Source organism: Acetobacter sp. DmW_125128, from assembly GCF_008704325.1.
Taxonomy (GTDB): Bacteria; Pseudomonadota; Alphaproteobacteria; order Acetobacterales; family Acetobacteraceae; genus Acetobacter; species Acetobacter oryzifermentans.
The window spans coordinates 1-12002 of record NZ_VHOP01000075.1 but is presented as its reverse complement, the minus strand read 5'-3'; the positions used below and the strand labels follow the sequence as shown (position 1 = coordinate 12002).

General features: G+C 53.8%; 11 protein-coding genes, 4 pseudogenes and 1 other annotated feature. Of the genes and pseudogenes, 3 read left to right on the top strand and 12 right to left on the bottom strand.

Going from position 1 to position 12002, the window contains the following annotated elements; all coding sequences use genetic code 11:
- The 7 genes and pseudogenes from FKW19_RS15590 to FKW19_RS14745 all read right to left on the bottom strand — a co-directional run.
- A pseudogene (locus FKW19_RS15590) lies at window positions 1–114 on the bottom strand (IS5/IS1182 family transposase); the annotation flags it as partial.
- A 28-nt stretch (window positions 115–142) separates the two neighbouring features.
- Window positions 143–1753, bottom strand: a complete 1611-nt coding sequence (gene tnpC, locus FKW19_RS14770) for an IS66 family transposase (RefSeq protein WP_089179599.1) — start codon at window positions 1751–1753, stop codon at window positions 143–145.
- Window positions 1754–1816: 63 nt separating this feature from the next.
- Window positions 1817–2164 carry an IS66 family insertion sequence element accessory protein TnpB gene (gene tnpB, locus FKW19_RS14765; protein WP_020944072.1) on the bottom strand — a complete coding sequence of 116 codons (348 nt, stop codon included), beginning with the start codon at window positions 2162–2164 and terminating at the stop codon, window positions 1817–1819.
- Window positions 2161–2520 carry an IS66-like element accessory protein TnpA gene (gene tnpA, locus FKW19_RS14760; RefSeq protein WP_063353330.1) on the bottom strand — a complete coding sequence of 120 codons (360 nt, stop codon included), beginning with the start codon at window positions 2518–2520 and terminating at the stop codon, window positions 2161–2163. The genes tnpB and tnpA overlap by 4 nt, the downstream gene beginning before the upstream one ends.
- A gap of 98 nt (window positions 2521–2618) precedes the next feature.
- A pseudogene (locus FKW19_RS14755) lies at window positions 2619–2789 on the bottom strand (IS5/IS1182 family transposase); the annotation flags it as partial.
- Between the two features lie 131 nt (window positions 2790–2920).
- Window positions 2921–4123: an OprO/OprP family phosphate-selective porin gene (locus FKW19_RS14750; protein WP_116100363.1), complete on the bottom strand. Its 1203-nt coding sequence runs from the start codon at window positions 4121–4123 to the stop codon at window positions 2921–2923.
- Window positions 4110–4409 carry a hypothetical protein gene (locus FKW19_RS14745; RefSeq protein WP_019088957.1) on the bottom strand — a complete coding sequence of 100 codons (300 nt, stop codon included), beginning with the start codon at window positions 4407–4409 and terminating at the stop codon, window positions 4110–4112. The genes FKW19_RS14750 and FKW19_RS14745 overlap by 14 nt, the downstream gene beginning before the upstream one ends.
- A gap of 139 nt (window positions 4410–4548) precedes the next feature.
- On the opposite strand from FKW19_RS14745, the pseudogene FKW19_RS15585 reads away from it, so the two are divergent.
- Window positions 4549–4893, top strand: a pseudogene (locus FKW19_RS15585) (IS5/IS1182 family transposase); the annotation flags it as partial.
- Between the two features lie 282 nt (window positions 4894–5175).
- Here the strand turns inward: FKW19_RS15585 and FKW19_RS14735 are convergent.
- Both FKW19_RS14735 and FKW19_RS14730 read right to left on the bottom strand, forming a co-directional pair.
- Window positions 5176–7398: a TonB-dependent receptor gene (locus tag FKW19_RS14735; RefSeq protein WP_116100364.1), complete on the bottom strand. Its 2223-nt coding sequence runs from the start codon at window positions 7396–7398 to the stop codon at window positions 5176–5178.
- Window positions 7399–7477: 79 nt separating this feature from the next.
- The gene (locus tag FKW19_RS14730) at window positions 7478–8026 is read right to left on the bottom strand and encodes a hypothetical protein (RefSeq protein WP_003626866.1); all 549 of its coding nucleotides are present in this window, start codon (window positions 8024–8026) and stop codon (window positions 7478–7480) included.
- A 300-nt stretch (window positions 8027–8326) separates the two neighbouring features.
- On the opposite strand from FKW19_RS14730, the gene FKW19_RS14725 reads away from it, so the two are divergent.
- A complete protein-coding gene (locus FKW19_RS14725) occupies window positions 8327–9337 on the top strand; it encodes a TonB family protein (protein ID WP_231862525.1) in 1011 nt (336 codons plus the stop codon).
- Between the two features lie 9 nt (window positions 9338–9346).
- Here FKW19_RS14725 and FKW19_RS14720 read toward each other — a convergent pair whose 3' ends face one another.
- Window positions 9347–9595, bottom strand: coding sequence for a transposase (locus tag FKW19_RS14720; protein ID WP_116100365.1), 249 nt, complete (start codon window positions 9593–9595; stop codon window positions 9347–9349).
- 109 nt (window positions 9596–9704) lie between these two features.
- On the opposite strand from FKW19_RS14720, the gene FKW19_RS14715 reads away from it, so the two are divergent.
- Window positions 9705–10417 (top strand): IS5 family transposase gene (locus FKW19_RS14715; RefSeq protein ID WP_238331429.1). Its coding sequence is split into 2 segments (ribosomal slippage): window positions 9705–9996 and window positions 9996–10417, totalling 714 coding nucleotides; the frame shifts between segments, so codons are not numbered across the junction.
- 27 nt (window positions 10418–10444) lie between these two features.
- Here the strand turns inward: FKW19_RS14715 and FKW19_RS14710 are convergent.
- Window positions 10445–10945: pseudogene (locus FKW19_RS14710) on the bottom strand (IS3 family transposase); the annotation flags it as partial.
- Window positions 10853–10970 (bottom strand) — a sequence feature (AL1L pseudoknot). Its footprint overlaps the pseudogene before it by 93 nt.
- The coding region (locus FKW19_RS14700) for a transposase (RefSeq protein ID WP_342755614.1) at window positions 10960–12002 on the bottom strand (1043 nt) is incomplete at its 5' end. Its footprint overlaps the feature before it by 11 nt.

Here is a 12002-nt window from a genome sequence, read left to right as displayed (position 1 = left end):
TGATTTCTGATCGGCAAAGACATGCTCGACACGCGAGCGGATCACCGACTTCCCTGCATTGGACCGTTGGATATGGCGTGGCATAGGCTTGAGATGCGGCCTTTTCCTGTGAACCGTAACGGGCCGTTCTGGGCCGCCTTGATTATGCGGCCTGTCTGTGCAGTGTATTCACGGGTTTCCAGTTCCATGGCAACAGTTCGTGGAGCCGGTTGATCTTGTGCTCGTTGATACGGGCCAGGACGTCGGCGAGGTAATCGTGCGGATTAAGCCGGAAGAGTTTTGCGCTTTCGATAAGCGTCATGGCATCAGCGATGTTGTCGCCCCCGGTGTCGGATCCGGCAAAGAGATAATTTTTTCGCCCCACGCATACGGGCCGTATGGCGCGTTCGGCAGGATTGTTGTCGATGGCGACACGACCATCTTCGAGGAACAGGGTAAAGGCCTTCCACCGGTTGAGCGCATAACGGATCGCTTTTGCCAGTTCCCCCTTTCCAGGGATACGGGCGAGCTGTGTTTCGCACCATGCGTGGAATGCTGTGACACGGGGGCGGCTTTGTTCCTGTCGGACAGCCAGACGATACGGGGCCGGGTGTCCGGTGATCTGGCGCTCGATATCGTAGAGCTCTCCGATCTGTTCAAGTGCTTCCCTTGCGATTGTCGAATCACTGCCCTTCCAGACATCATGGAAGGCCCGGCGGAGATGAGCCCAGCAGGCCGCTTCGCGCACGTGCACGGTTCCTGTTGCGTCTGGTTTATACAGATCCCTGAACCCGGCGTAGGCGTCAGCCTGCAGAATGCCCCAGAACTGTGCCAGATGGGTCTGGGGATTGATCCCCTTGCGATCGGGAGAGAACCAGTAGGCCACGGCGGGCGGATCACTCCCGCCCCAGGGGCGGGGATCGCGCAGATAGGTCCAGATCCGCCCTTCCTTCACACCACGTGGTTTACCAGCCTGGCGCAGACGGGAATCAAGAACCTGGATGGGTGTATCATCGGCATGCAGCAGGTCTGCCCCAACGACATCCTGACGGATCAGATCTGTGAGAGGACGCAGAACGGCAACGGCCTGACCACACCAGTCGATCAGGGTTGAACGGGGAATGTCCACACCCTGACGGGAAAAGATCTCATTCTGACGATAAAGCGGAATGTGATCATCGAATTTTGAGACCAGGATATGGGCCAGCAGCCCGGGGCCAGCCATGCCCCGTGGGACAGGGCGCGACGGTGCTTCAGGCTGTACCATTGTTTCGCAATGACGGCAGGATTTCTTCAGCCGTGCCGTTTCGACAACTTTCAGTTTTGCCGCAATAAAGTCCAGTATTTCGGTGACATCTTCGCCAACGAGGCGTAGGCGACCGCCACAGGTGGGACAGGCCTCGCCCGGGTCGAGAACAATACGCTCCCGTGGTGTCGTGTCGGAAACCTTTGGTTTGCCGCGCCGTCTGGGGGAAGAGACCACACCATCGCTGTCATCGTGCTCCCTGATGTCAGGAGAAGGATCGGCTGCCGCGATGGCGATTTTCACATCTTCAAGAAGCAGTTCGAGCTGTTCAATCTCACGGTCTATCTTTTCTGAACTGGCCCCGAATTTCTGTTTCTGAAGACGCGCGATCCGGATTTTGAGAGACTGGACAAGAGCTTCATACGCACGGGCTGAAGCGGAAAGCCGAGCCACTTCAGTCTGAAGGGAAACAATCATTTCCCTCAGGATATCTGGATCATCAGGCAGGACCGCGGGCGCATGCGTCATTATGAAAAAATAGCAGAAAACCCAATAAAAGACAAAAGGTTCTGCACGATCACGCCATAAAAATCAGGCCACGCGAGACGGTGGCGCAGACCAGGAAGGTCGTCTCCACTCCATGCCTTCCCACAGCATGGCCATCTGTGCGGCTGTCAGGCGTGCAACGCCATCTGCCGGCGAGGGCCATGGAAAACGTCCTTTCTCAAGCACCTTGTAATAAAGGCAGAACCCCTGACCGTCCCACATCAGAAGCTTGATCCTGTCCCCACGGCGACCACGAAAGGCAAAGAGCGCTCCCGATGTCGGGTTCTGACGCAGCACGTCCTGTGCCAGTGCAGCCAGACCCGATATCCCCTTGCGCATATCCGTAACCCCGCAGGCCAGATAGACGCGCACACCGTTGCCCACGCCAATCATGCTGTCTCGGCAATCCGGATGATCTTCGCCAGAAACTCTTCTGCAGGATGTCCACTCACCCTGATACTGCGGCCATTACGCAGCATAATGGCCAGCCCTTCATTATCATCGCCAGAGACCAGAGCAGGTGTCTTCACTGCAGCGACAGGAACAAACGCCACAGACTGATCCGGGGAAGACAGTCTGTGGCGGAAAGACGTCCGCCATTGGTAAAGATGTTGACGGGTCAGGTCATGCCGACGGGCCACATCCGATACACTTGCCCCGTCCACACCAACTTCAGCCAGTATCGCAAGCTTGCGTTCATCCGACCAGCGGCGACGGCGTTCAACGCCAATCAGGATTTCTTGAGCCATAGCTACCTCCCAAACAACGTCAATAACGACGTCGTTAACGACGGTAACTTACCAGTCACAATCCTCACTCATAAGGCGGTCTCAAGCGGCCGCTTACGATCAAACGGCGGACGGCCGCCTTTGCTCCTGTCTGAATAGGCCAGAGCCTGCTCCAGATCAGGGCGGAACGCCTCAAAATCCACAGTCCGGGAAAATGCTTCAAGTTGGTCACCAAGCCCACTCAACCGAGCAAGCCGCTCTTCAACATCAAAAAAACCAGACTGTTTCATGAGCCATCCCCCCAATCATCACACAAAAGAGGGAATCACAGAGAGAGACCTAAAACCAGAGGGTTTTTCGAACCCTCCAGCTTCACTACCTGCCCCCTATAACCATTTACACAACAAATACTTAAGTTTAATTAAAAATACACTTGGAACATTGATAAAATACTATCGAAATTATGATAATTTTCTTTTTCGTAATATTTTATGTGTGAATAATCCAAAGAAATTCGTATGATATCCAAGGGATACCAATTTATATTTACGCTCCATATATTTTGCTTGCCCCCAGATACATCACTATTTTCTAAATCCATTTGAGAAAACCTTGTCGCCAGTTCTATGACTCCCATGGCATGGCAGAGGGTAGAGACTTTCTGATCACATGATGGAGAAGCAAAACTTGCAGATGTGGGTTTCCATGCTCGCGGCTTTCCAACCAATGTATATGCCGCAGTAATATACCATCCATAAAAATTTTGACGGTTTATTCTAGAGTTTTTATTTTCATTAACAATTAAATTATAGTATTCGCTACTTATTAATAGTTTCTTCCATGCAACAGCTCCCTCTAAACCAAAAGCACCAGAGCTCTTTGCTGGAATATTACCTGTCTTTATATATTTATCATTTAATCCATCGCCGTTTTCAGGTGTATCTGAAAATGATACACCTTCTTCCATAGAATTTTTATGAGACGGTCGAAAAACCCACTCACCTGATATACCTACATGCATAAGGAATTCTTGGGTATGTATCGGTAGAATCACAGATCTAAAAACAATTGCTCTTTGATTACCGTCTTTTCCCGGGCCAGCTGTCCCAGCCGTTCCAGAAATGGCTAAATGATAGTAATTTCCGTAAAATAACGCTTGCACTGCCTGACGATTTGCACCGGCGGCAAGTCCACGGGTAATTGTTGCAACGCTTGCCCGTTCAGGAAAAATGCTATCACCTCTGGGCTGCATTGATGACAGTCCAAAACTCGGATTGAACACTCCGACAGAAAATTGAAAATGTTTCAAACCAGTATAGCTGGCAGCACCTTCGAATAGACGCATTTGTCCACCGGGAGCCGCCCCAAAGTCCCAAATGGCACCGATCTTGACCTGATTAGCTATATTAATTCTTACCCCGTTACGGATATGAGGGCCACTAGCAGATGGAGAAGAGTGCTGATTGCCATGTATATTACTACCCACCTCGAGTTGATCTTGTGCAAAAGGGTGGATAATAACTTTCCCTACAACGATATCTTTAACAGTTTTGGCAAAAGCATCGGAGTCAGAAAAATTCGAAACAATCAAAATACAGAAAATAAACTTTTTATTTTCCCACATAATTTTTCATATACTTCATATCATTTTCTTGTGGAACCGAGTTTACCAATATGTTTTTTTCTGTAAGATCAAGAAATCTTTTAGTTCCGGAACGAACAATAGATAAACCAATATTAACAAAATCTTTTTGTTTCCAAGGCTTTTCTTTTCCTAAAGACAAACATACAGCATAAGCTGCGCCAGCTAAGTATAAATCTAATTCTTGTACATTACGATTTTCTTCAAAACATAATTGTCCGATTTGTTCTCCAACATACTCAGGATCAAATCTGACTCGTAATGACATGACGTAAGACCCTTACTTGTTTCCATATGTGCACATTATCTAACGTGTTTTTGTTACAAAAAGGCATCTTAAATTACAAATATTTTTTATGTTATTATAATACATGATTTGCGCAAATATTTTTGGGCAGAATTTTTCTGACAGGAGTATACCCGCAACATATCTGGCCATCCCATTCTTTGGTTATAAATCGTATCATTCAAAAGCCAATGAAGACTTCATAGATAAAGAGGGTTTCGTCTCGAAGGTTCCCAGGAAGAAGCCGCGCCCCAACCCATGACTCCGTCATATTCAGCGATCCGATGCAGGCAAGTCCGTGATCTGATCACGCGTTGAGCATGTCTTTGCAGATCAGAAATCACAGACCGGACTATTCATCCGAACTGTCGGTATCATACGGGCCACCATGAGGATCGGGCTGACCAATATCATCTACAATATGCGACGTTTCCTCTTTCTGGAACGGGTCAGTGCCACAGCATAGCAGTCCAGAGCAGGAAGCCTTCTCCTTGCTCAAAACGCAGATCAGATGCCATCGCAGAAATCATCAATCAGTATGCCAAAACTCGAAAAATACCAGCCAACCTTACCAAAATAAGAGTTTTTCGAACCCTCCATCTGATTGCACAGACCACACCGGTGCCAGCGTCCTCATAATATCAGGTCTTAAGTTGAACTGGAACCGGGGAGGTGCGTAACCGCCATAAAGGCACTTTCACTCTCTGCCTGTAGGCTCTCTTTCTGCGCAGGCAGAGAATGTATGGTCTTAAAACGTGGCGGAAAGGCTTATATTGAAGGAGCGACCCATGCCCGGCAGAGCACGAGTGGTGCCAATATAGCGTGTATCACCCAGAGAGAGACCACCCAGCGGCAGATAGTAGGGCTGGTTGAGCACGTTATCAATTCCGGCATCCAGCGTTAGCATCTTCCACGTGTAGCTGCCGCCAAGGTTCAGCAGGGCGTAGCCTGCAGTGCGGGGTTCGCCACGTAGCCAGTCCACCGTGTCCTTGGGTTTGACAAAGTTCATCTCCACCCGGCCTGTCCAGTGTCCCACCGTTTCATGCACCGCCACCGTACCGTTAAGCGGCATCATGTGGTACAGGCCGGAATGCGTGACCTCATCCTGCCCACGCACCCAGTTGAGCACACCGGTGACTTCACTCTTGCCATATTGCGCCGTGTCCCACAACGTGTAATGGCCAGAGGCGTTAATGCCGTAGGTCTGAGCGTTGTGATTGGCAAATTGCAGCAGATGGTGCCCGTTGGAGAAGGTGCTCAACTGCACCACGTTGATGTAATTGCGCACGTAGCTGTAATAGGGCTGCACCGTCAGGCCCCATCTGTTGGCGGCAGTGGGGTCATGCCAGTCCAGCGTCACGCTGGCCGTGTTAGCGATTTCTGACTTCAGATCCACGTTGCCCACATAGCCGTTACCATCGCCAAACCAGCCGATCATGCTGGAAGACATGGTGCCACGGCCCCACGCATAGCGTTCATACAGGTTGGGCGCGCGGGATTTACGGGCGTAGCCGCCTTCCAGCGTAAAGCTGTCTGTTACCTTCCAGCGGGCCATAGCGGTGACATCAAAGTTCACATCCGTCCGCCCCCGGTTGCGGGCGTTGAAGGCGCGGGCCGCCATGGCATCCGTCATGTTCATCATGCCAGTCCAGGAATAGGGAGCCACGGCTCCCGTGTTCATCATGATCAGATCATTGCGGAACCCCAGCAGGGTAGAAACGCGCGGCGTCCAGTGGGCTTCCCACTCGGCATAGTGGCCCAGCCGGTCGCGGTGGCCGTTATTGATGTTGTGGTAGGTGTCCGGCCCCATCATCATGCTGCCTTGCAGCGGTGGCCACCAGTCATTCAGTCCCACATGGTCAAACCCGCTGCCCAGCTTGAGGGTATGAAAATGCCCTAGCGGAATGGTGGCCTTGAGCGAATAACCCGCCAGACGGGAGTCATTGTTCATGGGCATGCCGGTGGTGGCTGAATGGCCGCCCTTGTCCGCCAGCATGTTCATGGCGTGGGTAATGCGCTGCCAGTAGCCGCGGGCTTCAAACGTGCCCCAGTCAAACGAGCCAGTATATTTGCCGTTTACAAAAGTGGAGCGGTTGTTGGTCATGTCCATATACTGGTTGGCAAAGCCCTCACGCGGGGTGTCCTGCTGCCCCACGGTAATGGCCACCAGATGGTTGTCCTTGTGCAAGCCCACCGTTACGGCGTGATTATAGGTCAGGTAATTGGTGGAGTGCACGGTGCCCATGCCCGCCCCCCCCCGATAATTGCCGGACTGATCATAAGAACCCGTATAGCTGATGCTGAGCAGATGATTGGCAACTGTGACAGAACCAGAAGCCCCGTAGGCCCCGCCATTGCTGCGGTAGGTGCCGCGCACCCGGCCTGTCACAAGAATTTTGCCCTTGCGGGCAAAGCGTGGGTCTGCCCGTTCCACATCAATGGTGCCGCCCAGACTGTCGCCCCCGCTGCTGACAGGGGTCAGGCCCGCAATGCTGGTGGCAGTCTGCACGCTGTCTGGATCAATGTAAGAGAGGGTGGGGTTCATGTGGTTGGGGCAGGCGGGAGAGATGCGCACGCCATCCACAATAGTGGCGACGCGATCATCCGCCATGCCGTTCAGCACGGGCAGGTTGGCCAGCCGCCCGCCGCCATAGGAACTGAACCCCGGCTGGTTACGGAACAGCGAGGACACATCCGGGCTGGAAAGCCGGGACATGCGCTGTGAGCTGGCATCGGGCGAGGACGCTGTCAGTGGGGCATCGGAGAGGGAGGTTTCCTCTTCCTCATCCGTTGAGATATCCAGCCGGGGCAGTGTGACAACGGCACTGCCAGAGGCCGTGTTGCTCTGGCTGGCGCTGACCTGCGCAGCCGTTGTTTGCGCCAGCGCAGCGGAGATGGTGGGGGCCGCGCACACCGCAGCAATGCCCCACGCCCACGTCGGCACGCGGCGTCGGTTGATAAGCGTGATCATAAAAACAATCCTGAAAACAAAGCGTGCAGAACCCTTTTTTCTTCGGTCATGAGGCCAAAAGGGCACGAAGAAGCTTTGTTCAGGCAGGAGGCCCACGTGAGGGCGGCAAGCCAAGCTGAACGCTGGGCGGTGCGCGTGGGGTGGAGGCGCTGCTGCCGCGCCGCATCCACCGCAGAATGGGCGGGGGCACCAGTAATAAGGCCACGGGGAGCGCCGCTGGCAGCGAAAGAAGCGGGCAAAGCGGGCACTGCTCCACCCCATGATGGTGGCCGGAATGCGGCTGCGTGGATTTACCCGCAATGGCCGCTGCCATGTGATGGGCATGTGCGGCCATCATATGATGGTGCTGGGTCGGGCCCACTCTGGTGGGCAGGCCCACCGCGCCTTCTGGCGAGGCAAGGCCAGAACCCTTCTGCCCTGCGCCAGCGGACGTTGCATCCAAGACTTCATCGGGTGCGGAGAGGGAAGCTGCAATATCCACGCCCAGAAGGCGGGCTATGGTGGCGCGGGGCAGTTCATCCGGTTGCGCAAAGCTCTGAAGGGCGAGCAGGCTGAGAAAGCCTACCAGTGTCACCACCACCAGCGACAATTTCAGCAGCGTATGCAACGGGTGGGTGGTGCGGGCCATCAGAGCAGCCGGAACTCCTGTCTGTGCGGGCCATGGTGGGTTGGACCAAAGGTGGGACGTGGCTTTGCTTTATTTATCTATGAGAGGATTTGTGTCAAACGTATGACTGCCGCAAAAGTGATCTTTCTGATTGAAGGCGGCGGCGAGAGGTATAAAATCACGGGAAAAAGCCCACACAGACCACGCAGAAAACAGGCAGGCACGCGTGCAGGTCGGCATAAGTGGCAAGGCGTCGCAGCTGTTTGGGTGCTTGGGTGTATCTGCCTTGTGTTGTGGGTATGGGCCGTTCAGGACCAAAGGATGAAGGAACGCGGACGGGTGAAACCGCACGGCAGACTAGGGCAGGATGACGATGCACTAACGCCAGACGTGCGTGCACGGTTAGAGGGGGGCGTATTTTCTGCTCGACAGAGCCGGACTAGCCGGGTGTGGCATCTGGCCCTTCTGGCAGCAGTCGTCGGGCACGGGGTAATTACAGCCTGCCTGCTAGTGACATTTCATCCATGGCATCCGTCGAAAGCACCGGGGCAGAAAGCTGTGGAGATGGTGTTTGAATCTCCTGTCAGCAAGCCCGTCAGCGCTGCGAACCTCACTTCTGTAACCCCGCCTCAGGAACTGGTTCCTACTCCTGAGCAGGTAGAACCACTCAGTGTGCCTCCTACGGCTAATCTCTTTTATGCCACTCAGTCCTCTGAGATAACACCGCCAGACGAGGCGCTTGCTTCCTCGCTGGGAGCGCCTCCCATGCCAGCGGATACACCACCCGTGCCGCGCATGACAAATATCTTTCCGCCTGTTGCCACACAGCGGGCCGCTCCAGCACATGAGCATCGGCCTTCAGCTCACTCTTCTCAAATATCCATGCCTCGCAAGGCGGCAGTACCATCTACACCCAAGACGAGTTTGACTTCGCATTCTCCGAAGGTAGCGACACCTCCTGTTTCCACTTCTGCTCGTACTGCGGCCAGTCAAATTCAGTTGGCTCCTGCAGCACAGAACTCTGCTGCTGCGCAACCAGCGGCGGCATCGGTGGCTCATGTAGCCAACGGGAGCGGGGCACGCACGCTTACTTGCTCCCCACCGCAGACGCATTATCCTCCCATGGCCCGGCATCTGCACGAAGAAGGAGAAGGCGTGGTGGAGGTCACTTTGGCAGCAGACGGAGCCATTGCTACAACTCGACTGGTGCAGAGTACTGGCTATGATGATCTGGATGCACAAGCACTGGCCGCTGCTCGTGGGTTGCACTGTGTCGCACCGGCTTCAACACCTATGGTGGGGCGGATTCCGGTCGGATTTCATATTCGTTAGGGCGTGTCGTCAGTTATCTCCGATGATAACGGAGACGAGTTGCACTGCTGTGATGAAGGTTGATTCCAGCTTGTCATAGAGTGTTGCAGTGCCTTTGAACTGCTTCGGGCTGGCGAAGAATTGTTCGATGATGTTCCGTTTTTTATAAATTGAAAAATAGGGTTTTTCGTGAACAGATACGATTTTTCTTTGAGGACTCAGTAGACTCGAAGCTATGATTTTGGCCATGTTGAAGAATAGACTAGGGCCAATCGACATTCAGGATTCCCAAATAGGCTAATCGCTGATTCATAGGTCTCCGTGTTGATGGGCGGAGCGGACGATGGGGATCAAGCGATACGAATTGAGCGCAGGGCAATGGGAGTAGATCAGGGTTTTGTTGCCTGGGAAAGCGAGTGATCCGGGGCGGACTGGATCGGATAACCGTCTATTCGTGAACGGATGTTTATGGGTATTACGATCTGGTGCCCACTGGTGCGATCTGCCTGAACGCTATGGAAACTGGAAGACGATCCACCGGCGCTTCAGCCGCTGGTGCCACGCTGGCGTGTGGGAGCGGGTATTCACCGCGCTGACCGCCGATCGAGACAACGCGTATCTGATGATCGATAGCACCATCGTCCGCGCCCACCAGCACGCGACGACCGGAAAAGGGGGGCGCAAAATCAGGCGCTGGGGCGTTCCCGAGGTGGATTGACCACCAAGATCCACATGCTGGCCGATGCCCTGGGGCGACCGTTACGGTTCATTATCACAGGCGGTCAGGTTCATGACACCACCCAGGCATCTGCATTGCTCGAAGGCCAGACTGCGGGCGCGGTAATCGCCGATAAGGCTTATGACAGCAATGGGTTCCGCGAACAGATTGCTGTCATGAATGCAGAGGCTGTCATTCCGTCAAAACGGAACCGCAAGGTGTTCATCCCGCACGACCAGACTCTTTACAAAGACCGAAACCGTATCGAGCGATGCTTCAATCGCCTCAAACATTTTCATCGTTTCGCAACACGCTACGATCGCAGAACCATCCATTTCACAGGCTTCATTCATCTCGCAGCAGCCATGATCTGGATCGCTTGAATGTCGATTGGCCCTAGGGCCTACTCACCACCCCACAATCATGCGGGCAAATACATCAATGATGAAGGACACATACACAAAGCCCTGCCATGTGGAAACGTAAGTGAAATCCGAAACCCAGAGCCTGTTGGGGGCTGGTGCATGAAACTGGCGCTGCACCAGATCCTGTGGACAGGGTCGTTGCGGATCTGGCCGGGTGGTTCTGACACCCTTGCCACGAATGACGCCTTTCAGTCCCATCTGACGCATCAGTCGCTCTACCGTGCAGCGGGCGACATCCAGACCTTCACGTTTGAGCTGATGCCAAACCTTGCGTGCTCCATAGACGCAGAAATTATCCTTCCAGACACTGCGGATTTCATGACACAGCTCTTTGTCTTTCTGGTTGCACACACAGCGATTTTTCTGTCTCGCCCGATAAGCATAATAGGCAGATGGTGCAATCGACAGAACCCTGCAAATTGACCCGACACCATATATCTGCCGATGCTCCTCAATGAAGCGTGTCATGGTCTGAAGATGCGGTCGAGTATCCGTCTTGGTCAAGGTCGTTTAGGCTGCCAATCACGCCCTTCACGCAGCAACGTATTTGCCAGAATAATGATGCGACGCATGACGGCGGTGATGGCGACCTTTTTCGCTTTTCCCGCATTCACAAGCTGCTGATATTTGTCGCGGAGATCATGATTGAAGCGAATGGCGACCAGTGCAGGCATGTAGATTGCCCGCCGAAGTGATGCCCGACCACCGATAATCCGCTCTTTACCCTGCCACTTGCCTGACTGTTGCGTCATGGGCGCAAGCCCCGCCAAGGCGGCGATCTTTTTGCTGTCGAGATGCCCAAGTTCCGGCATATCGATCACCAGGATGGTCGCGGTTAATCTGCCAATCCCCGGAATGGTCATCAGGTGCCTGATGCGCTCATCAAGGGTTCCACGCTGTTTGGCGATCTGCGCAATGACTTCATCCAGGGCTTTGACATCGGTGTTGATGTCATCGATCCGGCGGCAGAGTTGGTCTTTCACCAACGGGTTGGTCGCTGTGGCGAGACGTGTCTTTGCCGTGATTTGATCTTTGACCAAAGCGCGCCGTGCTGTCAGCAACTCCCTGAGATCATGAACATCTTCCCCTTCTATGCCTTGTGGGGTCAGATCAAGAACCACCCCCATGCGTGCCAGCATTTTGGCATCAACGCTGTCAGTTTTGGCCAGTCGGCCGATAGCCTGTGCAAATCGTCGCGCTTGCTTCGGATTGACCTTGATAAAGGGGCGCCCCGCCAAACTGAGATATCGCTCAAGCCCACGATGATAGGCACCGGTCGCCTCGAAAACGGCCAGTACCCCGTCATCCTCGCCCAGCCAGGCGCATAGCTGAGTGAAACCCTCAGCCGTATTAGGCAGGCTGAGCGCTACGTGGAGGCATCGAAGAACCCTTGATTGATGTGCTTGGCCGGTAATTTCTGGGTTTTGGCGATTTGATTGACGGTTTTTGCGATGGCGTCCAGTCTGCGTTTTGAGCAGATTGGGAGTTGTCTCTCGCTGGATGGCTATGCGCTCGCGTTCAATCTTTCGAGGAAGAGGAGGCG